The organism is Spirosoma pulveris, assembly GCF_054781875.1.
The window spans coordinates 112,308-131,101 of record NZ_BAAGTO010000001.1 but is presented as its reverse complement, the minus strand read 5'-3'; the positions used below and the strand labels follow the sequence as shown (position 1 = coordinate 131,101).

At 52.0% G+C, this 18,794-nt stretch carries 15 protein-coding genes; 4 read left to right on the top strand and 11 right to left on the bottom strand.

Going from position 1 to position 18,794, the window contains the following annotated elements; all coding sequences use genetic code 11:
• Window positions 1–81: 81 nt before the first annotated feature.
• The 3 genes from ACYVJM_RS00530 to ACYVJM_RS00520 are packed head-to-tail and all read right to left on the bottom strand — an operon-like array spanning window position 82 to window position 3,859.
• Entirely contained in the window at window positions 82–2,328 is a 2,247-nt protein-coding gene (locus ACYVJM_RS00530; protein ID WP_461146251.1) for a xanthine dehydrogenase family protein molybdopterin-binding subunit, read from the bottom strand.
• Window positions 2,325–3,320 (bottom strand): FAD binding domain-containing protein, encoded by a 996-nt coding sequence (locus tag ACYVJM_RS00525; RefSeq protein WP_461146250.1) that lies wholly within the window; start codon window positions 3,318–3,320, stop codon window positions 2,325–2,327. Before ACYVJM_RS00525 ends, ACYVJM_RS00530 begins: the two co-directional genes overlap by 4 nt.
• A complete protein-coding gene (locus ACYVJM_RS00520; RefSeq protein ID WP_461146249.1) occupies window positions 3,317–3,859 on the bottom strand; it encodes a (2Fe-2S)-binding protein in 543 nt (180 codons plus the stop codon). The genes ACYVJM_RS00525 and ACYVJM_RS00520 overlap by 4 nt, the downstream gene beginning before the upstream one ends.
• A gap of 220 nt (window positions 3,860–4,079) precedes the next feature.
• Between ACYVJM_RS00520 and ACYVJM_RS00515 the strand changes: the two genes are divergently transcribed.
• Window positions 4,080–5,045, top strand: coding sequence for a YihY/virulence factor BrkB family protein (locus ACYVJM_RS00515; protein ID WP_461146248.1), 966 nt, complete (start codon window positions 4,080–4,082; stop codon window positions 5,043–5,045).
• Window positions 5,046–5,067: 22 nt separating this feature from the next.
• Here the strand turns inward: ACYVJM_RS00515 and ACYVJM_RS00510 are convergent, their stop codons facing one another.
• Genes ACYVJM_RS00510 through ACYVJM_RS00500 form a run of 3 tightly spaced genes read right to left on the bottom strand, consistent with a single transcriptional unit; the run spans window position 5,068 to window position 8,653 of the window.
• Window positions 5,068–6,927, bottom strand: a complete 1,860-nt coding sequence (locus ACYVJM_RS00510; RefSeq protein WP_461146247.1) for an STN and carboxypeptidase regulatory-like domain-containing protein — start codon at window positions 6,925–6,927, stop codon at window positions 5,068–5,070.
• A 50-nt stretch (window positions 6,928–6,977) separates the two neighbouring features.
• The gene (locus tag ACYVJM_RS00505; RefSeq protein WP_461146246.1) at window positions 6,978–8,033 is read right to left on the bottom strand and encodes a FecR family protein; all 1,056 of its coding nucleotides are present in this window, start codon (window positions 8,031–8,033) and stop codon (window positions 6,978–6,980) included.
• Window positions 8,012–8,653, bottom strand: coding sequence for an RNA polymerase sigma-70 factor (locus ACYVJM_RS00500; protein WP_461146245.1), 642 nt, complete (start codon window positions 8,651–8,653; stop codon window positions 8,012–8,014). The genes ACYVJM_RS00505 and ACYVJM_RS00500 overlap by 22 nt, the downstream gene beginning before the upstream one ends.
• A gap of 193 nt (window positions 8,654–8,846) precedes the next feature.
• Between ACYVJM_RS00500 and ACYVJM_RS00495 the strand changes: the two genes are divergently transcribed.
• Window positions 8,847–11,243 (top strand): carboxypeptidase regulatory-like domain-containing protein, encoded by a 2,397-nt coding sequence (locus ACYVJM_RS00495; RefSeq protein WP_461146244.1) that lies wholly within the window; start codon window positions 8,847–8,849, stop codon window positions 11,241–11,243.
• Window positions 11,244–11,247: 4 nt separating this feature from the next.
• On the opposite strand, the gene murI is transcribed toward ACYVJM_RS00495, so the two are convergent.
• From murI to alaS, 4 genes are all read right to left on the bottom strand, one after another.
• Window positions 11,248–12,075: a glutamate racemase gene (gene murI, locus ACYVJM_RS00490; RefSeq protein ID WP_461146243.1), complete on the bottom strand. Its 828-nt coding sequence runs from the start codon at window positions 12,073–12,075 to the stop codon at window positions 11,248–11,250.
• 267 nt (window positions 12,076–12,342) lie between these two features.
• On the bottom strand, window positions 12,343–12,876 hold the full coding sequence (locus tag ACYVJM_RS00485) for a serine O-acetyltransferase (RefSeq protein WP_461146242.1): 534 nt from the start codon (window positions 12,874–12,876) through the stop codon (window positions 12,343–12,345).
• Between the two features lie 21 nt (window positions 12,877–12,897).
• Window positions 12,898–13,575: an SGNH/GDSL hydrolase family protein gene (locus ACYVJM_RS00480; RefSeq protein WP_461146241.1), complete on the bottom strand. Its 678-nt coding sequence runs from the start codon at window positions 13,573–13,575 to the stop codon at window positions 12,898–12,900.
• A gap of 246 nt (window positions 13,576–13,821) precedes the next feature.
• Window positions 13,822–16,494, bottom strand: coding sequence for an alanine--tRNA ligase (alaS, locus tag ACYVJM_RS00475; RefSeq protein WP_461147716.1), 2,673 nt, complete (start codon window positions 16,492–16,494; stop codon window positions 13,822–13,824).
• A gap of 53 nt (window positions 16,495–16,547) precedes the next feature.
• Here alaS and ACYVJM_RS00470 point away from each other — a divergent pair, with 53 nt between their 5' ends.
• Window positions 16,548–16,937 (top strand): MerR family transcriptional regulator, encoded by a 390-nt coding sequence (locus ACYVJM_RS00470; RefSeq protein ID WP_461146240.1) that lies wholly within the window; start codon window positions 16,548–16,550, stop codon window positions 16,935–16,937.
• Window positions 16,938–16,989: 52 nt separating this feature from the next.
• Here the strand turns inward: ACYVJM_RS00470 and ACYVJM_RS00465 are convergent, their stop codons facing one another.
• On the bottom strand, window positions 16,990–17,490 hold the full coding sequence (locus tag ACYVJM_RS00465; protein WP_461146239.1) for a YdeI/OmpD-associated family protein: 501 nt from the start codon (window positions 17,488–17,490) through the stop codon (window positions 16,990–16,992).
• Window positions 17,491–17,676: 186 nt separating this feature from the next.
• Between ACYVJM_RS00465 and dprA the strand changes: the two genes are divergently transcribed.
• Window positions 17,677–18,789: a DNA-processing protein DprA gene (dprA, locus tag ACYVJM_RS00460; protein WP_461146238.1), complete on the top strand. Its 1,113-nt coding sequence runs from the start codon at window positions 17,677–17,679 to the stop codon at window positions 18,787–18,789.
• Window positions 18,790–18,794 lie beyond the last annotated feature (5 nt).

Here is an 18,794-nt window from a genome sequence, read left to right as displayed (position 1 = left end):
TTGTAAAAAAAGCAGATTGGACAAATGCCATGTCTATACAAACATGGCATTTGTCCAATCTGCTTTTTAGGGCCTATGAATTTATAGCAACGCATCCAGCCGAATGGGCAAATCCCTTACCCGGCGGCCGGTGGCGTGAAAAATAGCATTGGCAATGGCCGCTGGCATCCCTACAATACCAATCTCGCCAAGGCCCTTTATGCCCAGCGGGTTCACGACTTCATCATGCTCTTCCACAAATATGACATCGAGATCATGAATGTCGGCATTGACCGCTACGTGGTATTCGGCGAGGTTATGGTTCATAAACCGACCGAAATTATGATCCATGACGCTCTCCTCTTCCAGTGCTTTACTAAGGCCCCAAACCATCCCCCCTAGAATCTGACTGCGGGCTGTTTTGGGGTTCAGGATACGACCAGCCGCCACGGCGGTAACGGCACGGGTAACTTTAACCGTGCCAAGATCTTCGTCCACCATCACTTCCACGAAAACAGCGGAGTGCGTAGCCCGGGAGAAATCTTTCTGCTTCAGTGCGTTGGGCAGCCCGGTCGATACCTCCCGAACCGCTTTTCCACCATTCAGATCGACAAGTGCCTGCAGGGAAATTGCTACAGATGGGTCACTTTTAAGCCGCATATGCTTGTCGGAGAAGGTGACGTCGTCCCATTTCGCGCCTTTAAACGGAGAATCAGGCTTGTTTTTCGCCAGCTTCAGCAAGCTCTTACCTACTTCCTGACACACCGTCTGAACCGCCGTCCCAATGGTTGCCGCCGTCCAGGAACCGCCCGAAATAGGCGCTACCGGCATATCCGTATCGCCAAGCTTAAATAACACATCGCTGACCGGCAAGCCGAGGGTATCGGCTGCGATCTGGGTCATGATGGTGTAGGTACCCGTACCAATATCGGCGGTGGCACTGCTCACGCGTAGTTTTCCGTTCACCATTAACACGGCTTCGGCGCGGGCGGGCATCTGGTTGGCTTCCCAGATGCCGGTCGCCATACCCCAGCCAATCAGGTTATGGTCTTTCTTCATGGATCGCGGTTCCATGGTTCGGCTCGACCAGCCAAAGCGTTCGGCCCCCTGCTGGTAACACGCCCGCAGTTCCTTGCTGGAATAGGGCTTGTCCTGGTTGTAATCGTGATCCGTATAGTTTTTCAGCCGAAACTGGAGCGGGTCCATGCCGAGGTTGTAAGCCAGTTCATCCATGGCGACTTCCAGCGCCGACATCCCCGTTACGCCCCCCGGTGCCCGCATGTCGAGCGGACTATACACATCTAGCGGAACTAGATTGTACTCCATAGTAACGTTTTCGGGCGGATAAAGCTGGCCACCCCAGTTAACGACCACTTCTGTATAATCCTCAAATTTTGAGGTTTCACCCATGGCATCGTGGTAGAGCGCATTCATGGTTCCATCGGACTGAGCACCCAAGGCTACCTGCTGCACAGTGGCCGGGCGGTGACCGAACGTAAACATCTGCTGACGCGTCAGTGAAACTCGAACCGAACGTTTCAATTCGCGAGCGGCCATCACGGCCATGAACAGTTGGTATTGCGGACGCAGTCCCGAGCCAAAACCACCGCCCATGTAAGGCGAAAGCACTCGTACATCGCTGAATGGCATATTGAACACCTGCGTTACGTACAGGATGCTGTTCGTGACGCCCTGTGTTTTGTCATAAATTGTCAGCTTGCCGTTCTTCTCATACGATACCGTGGTGGCGAACAGCTCCATAGGGTTGTGATGCTCGGCCGAATGCACATAGCGTCCCGCTATCTTATTCGGATCTTCGGCATACACCCGATCAAAATCACCACGAGGTTTAGGTGGTGGTGGTTTTAACAGATCGGCGACTCCGTGTTTAGGCTTTCTGCCTTTGTGCAGATTGGCTTCCAGATCGGTTTCGTGCTTGAGCTCTTCATACTCGACCCGTACCAGCGTGGCGGCATAACGCGCCAGCTCGAAGGTTTCGGCTACCACCAGCGCTATTGGCTGTCCACTGTACTTGATCGTAGCATTATGCAGGGGCCGGAACGGCGATCCCGGCGGGGCATCCTGATCTTTATAGCTAATATCGAACCAGGCCAGCTTGGGCCGGTTTTCGTGCGTGAATACCTGTAGAACACCCTTCAGATTGAGCGCGTCGCTGGCATCGAACGACTTTATTTTGCCCTTGGTGATGGCGCTGGAAATAACTACCCCATAAGCCAGATCTGGCACATTGAACTCGGCCGCGTATTTGGCCTTGCCCGTCACTTTATCGACACCGTCGACGCGGTTAATGGGCTTTCCGATCGAATTTGTTACTATTGGCGTACTCATGCGGTTAGTTCAAGTTTAGCGGCCTGGCCCAATGCCCGCACAATAGCGCGTTTTGCCAGTTCGATTTTAAATGCATTATGTTCATAGCCCTGCGCGCCCGCCAGCAAAAGCTCGGCTGCGGCCTGGAAGTTTTCTTTGTTGGCAGGTTTACCCACCAGCGCAGCTTCCGCTTCGGGCTTCCGCCAAGGTTTATGTGCTACCCCGCCCAACGCAATCCGGGCAGCGGTAATCGTTCCGCCTTCCATTTCCAACGCAGCTGCTACCGACACCAGCGCAAAAGCATAGGATGCCCGATCGCGGAGTTTGAGGTATTGGAAGTACTGCGGAAACCCCTTTGCAGGGAGATCGATTGCTGTAATCAGCTCACCCGGTTCGAGGGTATTGTCAATGTTGGGTGTATCGCCCGGCAAGCGGTGAAATTCCGCAAACGGGATGGTACGTTCGCCGTTATCACCCGTTACCCGAACTTCCGCTTCAAGAGCCGCCAGCGCCACGCACATGTCCGATGGATGGGTGGCGATACAATGATTACTGGCGCCCAGAATCGCATGGATTCGGTTGTAGCCATTAAGGGCCGAGCAACCCGAACCCGGTTCGCGCTTGTTGCAGGGCGTTGCCGTATCATAAAAATAGTAGCAACGGGTACGCTGCAACAGGTTTCCGCCATCGGTAGCCATGTTGCGCAACTGGGGCGATGCCCCCGCTAAAATGGCCTGCGACAGCAATGGGTAGCGCTCAATGACTTGCTCGTTATATGCCGTATCGGCATTCGTGACTAGCGCCCCGAGACGAAGTCCTCCATTTACGTTGTCCGAGATGGTGGTCAGCGGGAGCCGGGTAATATCGATCAGATGTGTGGGATGCTCCACATTCTCCTTCATCAGGTCGAGTAGATTCGTGCCCCCGGCAATGAATTTGGCGGTTGGCTCCGATGCCCGTTCGCGTACGGCGGTGTCTACGGCATCTGTTCGAAAGTAAGTGAAGCTATTCATGCGTTTTTCTGGTTCATAACATCTTCAATGGCGTCCACGATATTCGTGTAAGCTCCACACCGGCAGATGTTGCCACTCATTAACTCTTTAATATCAGCGGTCGTTTTCGCTTTGCCTTCGTTCAGAAGTCCCACTGCCGAACAGATCTGGCCGGGTGTGCAATAGCCACACTGAAACGCATCATGCTCGATAAACGCCTTTTGCAGGGGGTGAAGCGGCCCTGCGTTGTCGTTGCCTTCGGTCTGAGCAATTCCTTCAATCGTCGTTATTTGGGCACCTTCCTGCATGATGGCGAGTGTTAGGCAGGAGTTAATACGCTTGCCGTTAACCAATACCGTACAGGCCCCGCACTGGCCGTGATCGCACCCTTTTTTGGTGCCGGTCAGGTCCATGTACTCCCGCAGCGCATCGAGTAACGTTGTCCAGGGAGAAATTTGCAATTCGGTGTCTTTACCGTTAACCGTCAGTCTCACAGCGTGAACAGGAGGCAGCGAAGGGGGCCGTACATCGGGCGGGTAGGTTTCTACAGCAGAATTCATAACAGTTGAAGTAAGTCGATATATACAATCGAAACCCCTGTACAGGCCGGTTGTTTCGAAATCTAAACGAATGGGAAAATATACTGAACGATCCATTCATATGCTTTTCCGAAACAGGAAGGCCAACAACTCCCTTTTATTCTGGTTGTTTCTGTAGACACCTGCCGTCTAGCCTTGCCAATGACAACTATCGGTGCCGCCCGTAAACCACTCAACGACCATGACCGCCAACACACTTAAATCATTCTTCACCAACGCATGGATCGTTATCCGGGATGCCTTCAATGGTTTTCTGAACGACCGATGCCTGAAGCTAAGCGCAGCCCTTGCGTATTACACTGTCTTTTCACTGGCTCCTCTGTTAGTACTTATCATCTCAGTCGTGAGCATCTTTCTGGGGCAGGATGCGATTCAGGGACAGATTTTCTCCCAGATAAACGGACTGGTGGGCAATGAGGCCGCCAAGCAGATTCAGGACATGATCAAAAGTGTGAGTCTGTCCGGTAAAACCAACACCGCCCTGGCTATTGGGATCATTACGCTGGTGATTGGTGCCACCAGTATTTTTGTTGAGATCCAGGATTCCGTCAACATGATCTGGCGGGTAAAAGCGAAACCAAAACGGGGCTGGCTGAAACTGATTAAAGACCGGCTCCTTTCCTCATCACTGGTTGTTAGTCTGGGTTTCCTGCTGCTTGTTTCGCTCATCATCAACGGGCTCATTTTAGCCATGAGCGACTTTTTGTCCCGCTACTTGCCGGGCATCGGCGTTTATCTGGTCAGTGGCTTTAACTTCCTGATCAGCACGGCTGTGGTGAGTGTTTTATTCGCCATCATTTTCAAAGTGCTGCCCGACGCCAAGATCTCCTGGAAAGATGTGCGCTGGGGTGCCTTTTTTACGGCTTTGCTCTTCATGCTGGGCCGGTACCTGATTGGGCTGTACATCGAAACCACCAGCACCAGTTCAGCTTATGGGGCTGCCGGTTCGCTCATCGTAATTCTGACCTGGATTTACTATACAGCGGCCATTCTGTACTTCGGGGCCGAGTTCACCCAGGCCTATGCCAATCATTTCGGGATAAAAATTGAACCAGCAGATTACGCCGTATACGTTGAACAGACCGAACGGGAACGGGATGTAGCGGTAATTCCCATTGAAAAAAAGGTAGAAGAAAGTAAAAAATAGCCGCTTCAACACCACCCGGCTTCTACGAATTTCCGAACCGAAGTCCCACCTGAAACCCTATCCAACCCCAGTGGCGGCTATTGCTAAAGCCATCTGTCTCTTCAGAAAAGAGCGGGATAGATGGCCTACGGACGGGCGGAATCATGGTATCGGTGCTAAAATACCAGTTGATGGAAGGACCATAGGCCAGAGACAAATGGTTGCTGAGCTTTGTTTCGATGAGGGCACTCAGGCGAATCTGGTTGTTCCAGCCGCCATTATCGCGCTGGTCGAAATAGAAATGATGATGGTGCGTTCCTTCCACCGTGAACAGGGTCGACCGCGACAGCACGAAGCCTGTACCCAGTCCGTAGCCCGCCGTCAGGTCAGAGCTCCCCTCCCGCCCAAAATTATAACCTGCGGAAAGGATGTTGTAGAATTGGCGAACGCCCGTTCGATACGTAAGGTTGAGGAGATTAATTTCAGTGGCCGCCACTTCGAACCGCCGGTACCCCCCTTTCTGCACATGGCTGAACAGACCAATCGGCACACTGCCCGACGAATCGGCCAGGTTGATGAGGCCAATCTGATGCCCTCCCTGCACCGACCGCGCCCGGTTAACGATGCCGCTCACCTGCCAGCCGTGCACATCACCCACCGCCACGTTGGCCAGTCCCGCCAATTGAATCCCATGAACCGACTTGCCCGCCACATTCACTAAACCACCAACCTGAATGCTATTCGTCAGTTCACCCCCATTGGCATTGAATAGACCGCCCAGTTGAACACCCCCTGCCTGTTTCGTATTGACGTTGAATAAGCCGCCCGCCTGTACGCCCGCCACTGTGCCGTTATTAAGATTAAACAGCCCGCCAAGCTGTACCCCGCTGACGTTACCGCCCACCATATTCCCCAAGCCAGCCGCCTGAAATCCAGTCATATCCGACCGAACGAGGTTAAATAAACCGCCCACTTCGAACGCCCGCACGCCAAACGAATACCCAATCAACGCATTGACCGAGATGCGGTTGCTGATGCGTCCGCTCAGGCGATGATTGGTACCGACAAAGGGCAGAAACGACACCTGCCAATCGCGGTAGAGAGTATCCCGGCTCAAGTTTACATCGTGGATGGATTGCTGGGCTGACACAAATAACCGGGTGATCCCCTCACGGCCCTTCTCCAGAATAGATTTCGGTCGTGGCTGCACCGTTGAATCCAGACCGGGAGCGGGCAGGTCGACCGTTACGGCAGCCAGTATATTCACCGACTGGGCCGTGTCTTCCGTTACCCGGATCGGTAGTGTTTCCAGCGATAGCCGTGGCGGAACGGGCGTCATCCGGATGCTCACCGAATGCGAAAGCCGCGAACGAATCAGGACAGTTTCACCCACGTAAGCCTGCTTTCGAACGTCCAGACGAACCGCCGGGAGATTCGTTGGCAAGCGCAGACGGTAGTATCCAAACGGATTGCTGACGGTTGAAGCCAGGGTCGTTTTTTCGAAAATACTGGCTTGCGCAATGCGTTCGCCGGTTTTCTCATCCAGAATATAACCGTCGAGCAGAAAGTTCTTCGGGGTCGATTCGGGCGTTTCCGTACGGACCAGAATAACGTAGTTTCCCCGCGACTTAAACGTAATCTGACTTTGGAAGACTCGGTTAAGCACCTCCCGAACCGGTGCATTTGTCAGTCGGACGGTTACGGCAGCTTTCCCATCAATACGGGCGGGGTTGTAGGAAAACTCAAAACGTCCGGCCCGGCTAATCTCACGCAGCGCATTTTCGAGGGGGGCGTTTCGAATATCGACCGTAATCAGACGTTCGAGTGGGGGTATGCCCTGAGCGAATGCATGCGTTTGCGCAAGAAGACAGAGCCAGAGGAGACAGGATCGAAACGAATTCATCAGAAGGTTCTTTTTTACCCCATGACAGCCATAAACCGGTTTCCCCCTATTCACTGGCAACCATTTCCGTCTAAAATTACCTGTTTACCAACATGACGAACCTGTAAACCAAGCGTTTCGGCGGTAACATTCAGGACGGTTTCTAACGGTGTCTTCTCGAAACGAGTCGTCAGCAGGCAGTTACCGAGTTTGGCGTTGGCCAGTTGAACATCGGCATTGTAGTATTGATTGATGGCCTGAACAACATCCCGCAGCGGTTCTTTCTCGAACACCAGCACCCCCGTTTTATACGCGAACATGTTTGGTGATGCTTGTAGCCGTCGGATGGTATCGCCCGAAGCGTCGAAAGAGGCCTGCTGATTTTTGATAAGCAGAATGGCTTTTCTTCCCTTCGAAAACCGCACTTTCCCCGTCCGTACGGCCACGCTCACATTGGCGTCGTAGGCCCGAACGGTAAACGATGTTCCCAACACCTGAATCACGCTTTTGCGGGCGTCGATGTGAAACGGCCGGGCAGCATCGGGCGTTACGTCGAAGAAAGCCTCACCCGTCAGGGCAACATGCCGGCGATCCTCCGCAAAAGCCGTCGGGTATTGCAAGGTCGAATGCCGGTTCAGCAAAATATGGGTGCCATCGGGTAAGGTCTTACTGATAGGCTGCTCATTGGCCGTCAGCACTACCACTCCTTCGGCCGGATGGCGCTGACCAAAAAATATAAGTTTGACCGTTAGCCAGCCCATACCCGCTACGAGCGTTAGCAGGGCGGCAATGCGCCATAATGGTGAAGTGTCCAACAATCGACGTGTCGGTTGCGGCACGGACATGGGTTTCACAACCGGCTGATTCCGTCTGGCCGGATTTCGATCCGATACCCGCATCTTTTGCTGAACAGACCGCCAGGCCGCATCAGTATCGACCTCGGTGGAGTCCGGCTTTGCGGCATCCCAGATGCGTTCGAATCGAGCAAAATCGTCGGGACTGGTTTGTGCGGGGCCATCCTCGTGGGTGGCAAGCCACTGCCTCACCCGCGCCGATTCGGCTGGATCGGCTTCGCCCGCCAGAAACTTGCCCAGCAGGGCGTCGTCTATGGGTTGTTGATCGGCCATTGCTCAGGGTGACTTAGCAGCCACAAGGTTAAAACAGGTAAGTACTCACTCAGTTCAGTTCGCAGGATGCGGAGGGCTTTTCCGATCTGATTTTCAACGGTTTTGATTGAAATCCCCAACTGGTCGGCAATTTCGCCGTATTTCAATTCTTCATAACGACTCAGGGTAAAAGCCAGCCGACATTGTTCAGGCAATTTCTGTATGGCAGCCTGTACTCGGTCAGCCAGTTCGTCGCCCAACACTTTTTGCATGGGCGACTCAACATGAGCATCGCTACTAGAACAGGAGAAGTCCCGATGTTCGTCGCGTATGGATTCGTGTTTAATGCGATTCAGGCAGCGGTTATGCACAGCACGGTAGAGGTACGACTTCAGGGAAGCAGTAATGTATAAACTATCTCTTTTTTCCCAAACGGCCAGAAACATAGCCTGAACTTCTTCCTCGGCTTCATCGGGGTCGGGCAATAGCTGGCGGGCATATCGACAAAGGGGCGCATAGTACTGCCGAAAGACAGATTCGAATGCCCGTTCATTACCCGCCCGGATCGCCGAGAGTATGTCCTGCTCTGTTGGTAGCACTACAACTGATTTTGGTTTGCTGGGAGACTGTAAAGCTATCATTTTTCGCTCAACACACACTTGGTCGCCCCTATGACAACTAGCCAACGGTTTACCCCTATGCCCATTGAAACTATTTTTTGAACAAATACAAGCCCTCGGGTCCAAGCTCGGCATTACAAAAAAACACTACACGAACATAGGGGTAATCCGGCAACGGGCTGTCTGAGGGGCAAACCAATGTAATTCATTAACCATGGCCCTCACTCCGTTCAGGCTCCGCCAGCATCTTGTATCAATCCTTTTTTTGCTCGTTCCCACTGTTCTTCCGGCCCAATCGTTCACCCAGACCATCAGGGGTACGGTTGTCGATCAAAGTTTGCAAACACCCCTGCCCGGTGCAACGGTTACGCTCCTTACCAGTTCACCAATGAAAGGAACCAGCACCGATGCCAGCGGACAATTTCGGCTAACCCAGGTGCCTGTGGGTCGACAAACGCTACAAATAAGTGTCGTCGGTTACAAGACGGCTACGCTGCAAAATATCACGATCGATGCGGGCAAAGAGCTGGTACTGCCCATTTCGCTGGAAGAAGCCGTTAGCCAATTATCGGAAATAACGGTAAAGCCAACGCTTGACAAGGATAAACCACTCAATGAAATGGCTGCGGTCTCGGCCCGAACCTTCTCGGTGGAGGAAACGCAGAAATTTGCGGCCGCGGTAAACGACCCGGCCCGAATGGCTACGGCTTATGCCGGGGTGGTGGGTGCCGACGATGGCGGTAACTCGATTGTTATCCGGGGCAATGCTCCCAACGGCTTGTTGTGGCGGATGGAAGGCGTCGAAATTCCGAACCCCAATCATTTTGCCAATCTAGGGGCTGCCGGTGGCGGCATTTCAATTTTGAGCGCGCAACTGTTAACCAACTCCGATTTTTTAACAGGCGCCTTTCCCGCCGAATACGGCAATGCGTTGTCGGGCGTTTTTGACCTGCGGCTTCGACGGGGAAACAATACCAAGCGGGAATACACCATTCAGGCCGGTGTACTGGGGTTGGATGTGGCCGCCGAAGGACCATTTTCCAAAGGGTACGGAGGTTCTTATTTGATGAACTACCGGTACTCGACTCTCGGTTTGATCTCCAAACTGGGCATCGACATTGGCACCGGCGACCGGGTTTTTCAGGATTTATCCTTCAATGTGTATTTGCCAACCCGTAAAGCCGGAGCGTTCACCCTCTTTGGTTTCGGCGGCCTGAGCAGTAGTAAGATCAACGCCCTGACCGATTCGACAAAATGGACATCAGCCTATGAAAGTTATAATGAAAACTTCCGGGCAAATACGGGCGCCATTGGCCTCACGCATACCCTGCCTCTTGGCCGAAAAGCCTTACTTAAAACGATACTGCTGGCTTCCGGCTACGAAAACCGATACCAAAGTTCACGTCTGGAACCCGCGTTTGATTATGCCCCTTCGCAACGTAACGACGAATCGTTTTTAACGCAGAAACGAATTCTGTCAACTACCCTGACTTATAAACTCAATCCCCGGCAAACGTTCCGGGCCGGCCTGATCGGTACACAGTTGCAGTACGACCTGTCGCAAAAATCGTGGGAGGCTGATCAGCAGCGACTGTTAACCCGCATTCGGGTTACCGACCAGACCAGTACGGTACAGGCATTTGGTCAATGGAACTACCGACTGTCGGAACAACTGACGATCAATGCCGGGCTCCATTACCTGCATTTGGCGTTAAATGGCACCTCAGTCTTCGAACCACGCGGTTCGGTGCGCTGGGCTTTCTCGCCCGATAAGTCGATTAGTCTGGGCTACGGGCTGCACAGTCAGTTGCAGAACCCGGCAACGTATTTTGTGCTTCCAACTACGCCGTCGGAGAATATGGCCTCTAACCGAAATCTGGGTTTCAGCCGATCCCACCATTATGTGCTGGCGTACGACCAACGGCTCAACAGCCGCCGGGATGCTCCACCATTACGGCTGAAAGTCGAAACGTATTACCAGCATTTGTTTAACATACCAGTCAGTGCCAGCCAGCATGACGCCTTCTCGATCATTAACCTATTCGACGGCCTCACCGACCGGTCGCTTGCCAACACGGGCCTTGGCCGGAATTACGGACTTGAGTTAACACTTGAACAATTTCTGATTCAGGCAGCCTCGGGAAACAGTCTGTATTTCCTGCTGTCGTCGTCGCTGTACAATTCAGAGTATCAGGGGTCGGATCAAATCTGGCGCAGTACCCGCTGGAATGGCCGCCACGCCCAGAGTTTGCTGGTGGGTAAGGAATGGGTATCCGGCGCGAATGTTTTCGGGGTGAACCTGAAAATGAGTTACTATGGCGGCTACCGATATACCCCCGTCGATGTAGCGGAGTCGAAGCGATTGGGCGAGACCGTTTTTGTCGATACCCAGTCCTATACCAGGCAGTTTCCCGATTATTTACGTCCCGACCTTCGTTTAAGCTGGAAGAAAAACCGCCCCCGTTCGACCCGCACCCTCTCCCTCGATTTACAGAATTTCATCAACCGAAGGAATATTTTCAGTTACTATTTCGATCCTGCCAGTGGTTTGGTAAGAACCAATTATGCCAATGGCCTCATCCCTGTCCTGAGTTACCGGGTCGCGCTCTAAGGTTTTACAAAGCCAGATGTACGGACTGAACAGGCTGCCCATAAAAAACGGTTGCCTGTCGGTCAAAATCCTCGGTGGAGTCGGTGGTCAGAAAGGTTCTCTGTCCATGTTTGCTGCACTGGGTTTCGAGTTCGGGGTGGCGGTGCAGGTAATTGGCCAGGCTGTCGGCAACAATGCCGCCCTGACTAAGGATCGTTGCATGGGGTGGCGCAAGCTGTTTTATTTTCTCAAGCAAGAGCGGGTAGTGGGTACAGGCCAGCAGGAGCGTATCAATATTGTGTGCCTGGGCCAGCAGCCGGTCGATGTGCTGCTTTACAAAATAGTCTGCGCCAGGACTATTGTATTCGCCATTTTCGACCAGCGGCACCCACATGGGACAGGCCTCCTGAAAGACGTGCAAACCGGGAAAGAACTTCTCGATCTCAACCACATACGATTCGGACGTAACGGTTCCACGTGTCGCTAAAATACCAACCTGGCCCGTTTTGGAATAGTTACCGATCACTTCGGTAGTGGGGCGGATAACACCCAAAATACGCCTGTCGGGGTGCTGAACGGGCAAGTCCAGCTGCTGAATATTTCGCAATGCTTTGGCCGAAGCCGTATTGCAGGCCAGAATGACCAGTCGGCACCCCCGGTCGAACAGGTGCTGCACACATTCGAGGGTATAGTGATACACGGTATCGAAAGAGCGCGTACCATAAGGTGTCCTGGCGTTATCGCCCAGGTAGATGTAATCGTAGTGGGGTAGCTTTTTGACGATTTCACGAAGAACAGTCAGGCCGCCGTAGCCCGAATCGAATACGCCAATGGGTTGAGAGGTTATAGTCATTGTTAACCGATTATTAAACAGACCGAGCCCTTCAATTTCGTAGCGAGGTACGATTTCTGCTTCAGTGGCGGGCTAACGGGAGTCTGAAAGATAACCTCTCAGGTTGCTTTATGGTTAAAACTACGCTCACATTGTAAAAAAACTATCGGCACGAACCGTCTAACGTGCAATCAGTCAGCGTCATCTAAAGTTTCACGGTGTTTAGTATACGTGCGATACAAATAATTTAGGTCTGAAAAGACAACAGCAAAACTGGCTCACAGACGTCTATAAAATAGCCTCGGTGACTTCTTTGACTTTTATGATACGAGCTGGATTTCCTACGACTACACAGTTTGATGGGATGCTCTTGATAACGATAGAGCCCGCCCCAATCGCTACATTATCGCCAATCTCAATTTCGCCAATAATGCACACCTGAGCGCCTATATCTACATTATTCCCGATAATAGGAGCCCTGCCCACACTACCATCGGGATTGATCCGGATGCCAATCGTTGTCGAGTGTTTAAGGCTACAGCCTTTTCCAAGGATGGTTTGTCCGTGTACCACCAGCCCCTGCCCATGCTGAAGTCTTAAGCCACTACCCGCCCTTAAACTCCACGGCAGTTCAATACCCAGTACCCACTCTACAAAAAAACGATAGAAGAGTAAGTACCAGATAAAGGCGATAACCAGAATTTTATTGCTTCGAGCCCAGGTGGCCAGGCGAAACAGCGTTAAAACAAACTGAGCCTTTACATTACCGCTATTTGCCTTCCAATCCTGAAATATATAGTAACTGATATCAAGGTTATTCATGTAGATTATGGCCTGTGGCCTTTAAAGAATGAAACCTCCGATTTGTTTATAAATTACAGCATGCCCTTTATCGTTCGGGTGGATGCCGTCCGAACTCAGGTATTCCGGCTTTGTTTGATTCTGCTCGTTGGCAAGCGGGTCAAAAATATTGACGGCAGATGAGCCATAGTTCTTCAGCACCAGATCTCGCTGAAGCAACAAGTTGGCGGTAACTTCTGCGCTGTAGTTGCGCGGTAAGGGCGTCGTTATAATTACATGGGCTACACCAGCGGCTAAAGCCTTACTCCGGATCGCATTGAAATTGGCTATGATTTCCTCAACACTGTAGCCAGCAACAAGATCATTTGACGATATACTAAGAATTAACGTAACGGGCTTCTCTTTTAGAGCCGCATTTATATTTCGTAACGTGTCGGCATCGGGCCGGTTAGCCGGATGACTGGCATTTGTGGGTAAAAGCTGGTAACTGGTGTACCCCCCTTTGGCCAGATTGACAACGCGATTATTCACCAACTCTTGGGCTAGTAAGCCCGCCCATGAATATTTATATTCCGAAGCGCCCCAGCCTGCCGCTGTCGATGAGCCAATTATGACAATTGTTCCAGGAGAGGGCTTGGGGACTATTGTTGTGTCTATTGTGGTTCGCCTGCAATTTGAAAAGAAAATAATGAGTACTAGTAAAAGTATACTTTGTCGCATATATGATAAACTTATAGTATATAATTTAAAAGCAAAAATAAACGATTTTTACATTTGTAATAACAATTAGTTTACCGTACCTGATTAAGATTCGCTTAAATTTTAAGATCACCAATAAAATGAGAAATGGCTATGAACTGAATCTCATTTTGGGATGAGATTCAGTTCATAGCCATTTCATTTTCATGACAGACAATTACGAAAGTAGAGTGGCAATTGACCTGTTGCCCTGGATTTACTGGAGGTTCACCCCAGCAGTTCTTTCCCTTGGGTCAGAGCCGCATCCAGCCCCGACAAATCGGTGCCGCCCGCCGTGGCAAAGAAGGGTTGTCCACCGCCCCCGCCTTTGATATTTTTCGCCAGTTCTTTAACCACCTGACCAGCATTCAGACTTTTACCCTGAATAAGCGACTCGGGCAGCATCACGGCTAGTTGTGGTTTGCCGTTGATGTCGGCACCCAGCACCACAGCCAGGTTGTCCACCTTCGCTTTCAGGTCATAGGCCAGTTGCTTAAGGGCATCGGCGTTGGGCACTTCTACGCGCTCCACCAGCACCATATGCGCCGGTCCACCGTTTTGGTTAACGGCTTGTATTTTCATCAACAACTCGTTTTTCAGTTGCTGAACTTTCTCGTTCTGTAAGGCTTCAACCTGTTTTTGTAAGGCAGCCCGATCATCCAGCAGCGTTTGTACGGCTTTCACAACGTCTTTCGGCGCTTTCAGCAGCTCTTTCAACTCGCTGACAACCGCCATCTGTTCGTTGATCATCGCTTCGGCACCGGCCGAGGTTTTGGCTTCCACCCGGCGAATACCCGTCGAAACGGAGCCTTCGCCCGTGAATTTAAAGAGACCAATGTGGCCCGTTGCCGGAACGTGCGTTCCCCCGCAGAGTTCAACGGAGTAGCCCGGATCAAACGTGATGACCCGGACGAAGTCACCGTATTTCTCTCCAAACAACGCCGTTGCTCCCAGTTCTTTCGCCTGGGCAATGGGCACGTTCCGCTTCTCGTCGAGTCTAATGTCTTCGCGAATTTTCTCGTTGACGATGCGCTCCACTTCGGCCAGTTGCTCATCGGTTACTTTGCTGAAGTGCGAGAAGTCGAACCGTAAGGCGTCGGGACCAACGTACGATCCTTTCTGCGCTACGTGCGTACCCAATACATCCCGCAGCGCGGCATGAAGCAGGTGCGTTGCCGAGTGGTTGCTGCTCGTCAGGCCACGACGGGCCGTGTTAATAACCGCGTAAACCGAATCAGCTTCGGTAAAGAGATCGTCGATGCCGGTAACGTCCTGAACGATATGAATGGTCAGGTCATTTTCTTTTTTGGTATCCAGCACCGTCAGCGTCCCGATCTGGTCGGAACCAGAAAACAGTTCGAGGACACCCGTATCTCCAATTTGCCCACCCGATTCGGCGTAGAACGGTGTTTTGTCGAGCACCACCTGAACCTGTGTGCCCTGCTTGTTCTGAATTTTCCGGTACTTGACAATCTGGGCGTATGCTTCAGGCTGATCGTAGCCAACAAATTCAACGCGGTCGGTCTCATTCACGTCGATCCAGTCACCTGCCGATGAGGACGCATCTTTCCGCGACCGGGCTTTTTGCTCCTGCAAGGCCTTCTGAAAACCGGCCTCATCAATCGTAAGGCGCTTCTCGCGGGCGATCAACGCGGTCAAATCGGCAGGAAAGCCGAAGGTATCGTTCAGTTCAAAGACCGTTTCGCCGGGAATTTCTGTCTTGCCCTCGGTCGTTAACTGACCGATGATCTGGTCAAGGCGACCGAGGCCCGTTCCCAGCGTCCGTAAGAACGAGATTTCTTCTTCCCGAATAACGGTAGCCACAAAATCGCGCTGGGCGGTGAGTTCGGGAAATACGTCGGCAAACTGTATGGCCAGTGTTGGCACGAGTTTGGTCATGAACGGCTCGGTCAGGTTCAGGTAGGAATAGCCGTACCGAATGGCCCGGCGCAGAATCCGCCGAATTACGTAACCCGCTTTGGCATTCGATGGCACCAGTCCATCGGCAATGGCAAACGAAACAGCCCGAATATGATCGGCGATCACGCGCATGGCGACATCCGTCATACCGGTACCGGCGGTGTAGGTGATGCCGGATATTTCTTCGATTACCTTGATGGTACCCGTAAAGACATCGGTGTCATAGTTCGACCGTTTGTTCTGGATTGCCATGCACAGACGCTCAAAGCCCATACCCGTATCGACGTGGCGAGCGGGCAGCGGCTCCAGCGAACCATCGGCCTTTCGGTTGAACTGCATGAAGACCAGGTTCCAGATTTCGACAACCTGTGGATGGTCGGCGTTAACCAGTTCCTTGCCGGGCTTATCGGCAATCTCTTCGGGCGTACGCAGGTCGACGTGAATCTCCGAACAAGGGCCGCAGGGACCCGTATCGCCCATTTCCCAGAAGTTATCTTTTTTGTTGCCGTAAATGATCCGGTCTTCGCCAACGATGGGTTTCCAGAGGTCGAACGCTTCCTGGTCGAACGGAACGTTGTCTTTGGTATCACCCTGAAACACCGACACATAGAGCCGGTCTTTCGGCAGTTTATACACCTCCGTCAGCAGTTCCCACGCCCAGGTTATGGCTTCTTTCTTGAAATAATCGCCGAACGACCAGTTTCCCAGCATCTCGAACATGGTGTGGTGGTAGGTATCGAACCCTACATCTTCCAGATCGTTGTGCTTACCGGATACGCGCAGGCATTTTTGGGTATCGGCCACCCGTTTGGACGGGGGCGTTCCGTTGCCCAGAAAGAAATCCTTGAATTGAGCCATGCCCGAGTTGTTGAACATCAGCGTCGGGTCGTTTTTGGCAACGAGCGGGGCGGAAGCAACTATCAGGTGTTGTTTAGACTGGAAGAAGTCGAGAAAATGCCGACGTATTTTGTGGGAAGTCATCATGTAGTTCACGTAAGTGCCGCAAATTTACGCCAAAACTTGCGTTTATTCCGATGGCTTTCCAAGTTTGCGGTATGGAAAACGGCGGCAAGTTGTATTATGGGATTCGGGAAGTGGCAGATATGTTTGGCATCAATGCATCGAAACTACGGTATTACGAAAAAGAATTCCCAACCCTTCAGCCCAAAAAAAACCGCTCCGGCGATCGGGTTTACACCCAGTCCGACATTGATCATCTAAAGGAGATCCTTGAGTTGACCAACGAAAAAGGGTATACTTTACCCGGTGCGCGGGAATACCTCAGGATTAAGGAGTCCAACCGGCGCGAACACGCGGTTTACATCAACAAGCTGAAACACATCAAAACGTTTCTGGAAAAAATGCGGGCAGGTCTCGACAGGCCACAACCTCCTCTTGAAGCAGAAGAACCACACGCCGACTAAGGATCATTATCCCCACTTCGTCACTAACCATCTCCTGCCTTAACACCATTACTTACTGCTTGTCTCTAATCAGCTTATCAATTGATTGGGCAATACGTTCGACTTTTGTTTCCTCCGTTTTAGCCGAGTAAATCCAGTCGATCAGCGTACTTTGTTTAGCCTCAGGATACGTTAAAAACGTTTTATAAGCCGCTGGTTCGTCCTGTAGGCAAAGTCGCAATTCTTCAGGAAGCTGAGTTGGCAGGTCATCGGCAAACAATATAACCTGAACGAAATCACCTGCCTGCTTACCAATTTTTTTTCGGATCTCGGCCCGGACTGGCAAAAATAACGTCCCGTTTCCCATAGGCATCAACTTATACCGATGGAGGGCAAAACCGTCAATTGTTCCCCAAACGCGAACCCACCCGAAATAGGTATGGGGGTTCGGCAAAATTTCCGGGATAGCGGCATACGTCCAGCCAACTTTACCGGGAAATTTTTCGAGGAGGTAAGATTTGTTGACCAGGGGAGCTTTCGGACTTATGTTGTTTTCTGTAGCAGAGTGGATCATCGCTAACGTGCCATTTACATCTGGTTATCTTCTGTGTATATCCCGCTTTTGACCAGACATAAAGCTACTGAATTCAAGCCTATCATTCATCAATCCATTTCAAACTGGTTTTTCCCGACAGAAAGCTGTAAGCTTGCAAACGTTACGCATACTACCCGTTTGTATACTTAGCCTGACCTTTGTTTCGTGTCCACCGAATCTCACCATCAAATTGCCCTGACGCTGGTTCCCGGCGTTGGTAGTATTTTAATCCGCCAGTTAATCAGCTATTGCGGCTCAGCGCCGGATGTGTTCCGCTCACCACTCGCCCGACTGATGAAGGTTCCGGGCATTGGGGAAGTTACAGCCCGTGCTATTCTTAAACCCGGTGTGCTGACGGAGGCCGAACAGGTAATCGGGCGGCTGGAGAAACTGGGTGCTACGGCCCTATTCTATACCGACAAAGCCTACCCCACCCGCCTTAAAACGTTGTACGACGCCCCTGCCCTGCTCTATTTTCGGGGAACGGCAAACCTGAATGTTCAGCGAACAATTGGGCTGGTGGGCACCCGGCAAGCTACAGACTACGGCCGTCGGGTTACCAGTGAGATCGTCGAAGCGGTAGCTCCTTTGGGTGTACACGTTATCAGTGGCCTGGCGTATGGGATCGACATTTCTGCTCACCGGGCCAGTCTGACGTACAACCTGCCTACTATTGGCGTTATGGCCAGCGGCCTGGATGTTATCTACCCGAATGTTCATCAAAAAACAGCGGGGGAAATGCTGGTGCTGGGTGGCTTACTTACGGAGAGCCGCCCCGGTACAAAACCCGATGCCCATTTATTCCCCGCCCGAAACCGCATCATCGCGGGCCTGAGCGACACCGTTGTGGTGGTGGAGGCAGCCGCCAAAGGCGGTGCACTGATCACGGCCGAATATGCCAACAATTACCACCGTGAGGTATTCGCCGTGCCCGGCCAGTTGAATCAGGCCTTTTCGGCGGGTTGCAACAAGCTCATCCGGGAGAACAAAGCCCAGATTTATACCAACCCGAAAGACATCATCGAAGCCATGAACTGGGATCAATCCAGTGCATCGGCTTCACGAACCAAAACGCCACCGGCTTTACCGGTAACTATTACTGAAGAAGAAAGTCAGATTCTGGCCCTGCTCCGGCAAGTGACCGATCTGCACGTGGATGAGTTAAGCTGGAAAAGCCAGATTCCAATGGGTAGGCTGGCTTCCCTCCTGCTGACGCTCGAATTTCAGGGATTCATCCGTTCACTGCCGGGCAAAAAGTATGCCGTTGTTTATAGCTGAGTAGT

Bases quoted from the DNA above. Each gene is read 5' to 3' on its own strand.
- ACYVJM_RS00530 (WP_461146251.1), bottom strand. From the start codon at position 2,328: ATGAGTACGCCAATAGTAACAAATTCGATCGGAAAGCCCATTAACCGC.
- ACYVJM_RS00525 (WP_461146250.1), bottom strand. From the start codon at position 3,320: ATGAATAGCTTCACTTACTTTCGAACAGATGCCGTAGACACCGCCGTA.
- ACYVJM_RS00520 (WP_461146249.1), bottom strand. From the start codon at position 3,859: ATGAATTCTGCTGTAGAAACCTACCCGCCCGATGTACGGCCCCCTTCG.
- ACYVJM_RS00515 (WP_461146248.1), top strand. From the start codon at position 4,080: ATGACCGCCAACACACTTAAATCATTCTTCACCAACGCATGGATCGTT.
- ACYVJM_RS00510 (WP_461146247.1), bottom strand. From the start codon at position 6,927: ATGAATTCGTTTCGATCCTGTCTCCTCTGGCTCTGTCTTCTTGCGCAA.
- ACYVJM_RS00505 (WP_461146246.1), bottom strand. From the start codon at position 8,033: ATGGCCGATCAACAACCCATAGACGACGCCCTGCTGGGCAAGTTTCTG.
- ACYVJM_RS00500 (WP_461146245.1), bottom strand. From the start codon at position 8,653: ATGATAGCTTTACAGTCTCCCAGCAAACCAAAATCAGTTGTAGTGCTA.
- ACYVJM_RS00495 (WP_461146244.1), top strand. From the start codon at position 8,847: ATGGCCCTCACTCCGTTCAGGCTCCGCCAGCATCTTGTATCAATCCTT.
- murI (WP_461146243.1), bottom strand. From the start codon at position 12,075: ATGACTATAACCTCTCAACCCATTGGCGTATTCGATTCGGGCTACGGC.
- ACYVJM_RS00485 (WP_461146242.1), bottom strand. From the start codon at position 12,876: ATGAATAACCTTGATATCAGTTACTATATATTTCAGGATTGGAAGGCA.
- ACYVJM_RS00480 (WP_461146241.1), bottom strand. From the start codon at position 13,575: ATGCGACAAAGTATACTTTTACTAGTACTCATTATTTTCTTTTCAAAT.
- alaS (WP_461147716.1), bottom strand. From the start codon at position 16,494: ATGACTTCCCACAAAATACGTCGGCATTTTCTCGACTTCTTCCAGTCT.
- ACYVJM_RS00470 (WP_461146240.1), top strand. From the start codon at position 16,548: ATGGCTTTCCAAGTTTGCGGTATGGAAAACGGCGGCAAGTTGTATTAT.
- ACYVJM_RS00465 (WP_461146239.1), bottom strand. From the start codon at position 17,490: ATGATCCACTCTGCTACAGAAAACAACATAAGTCCGAAAGCTCCCCTG.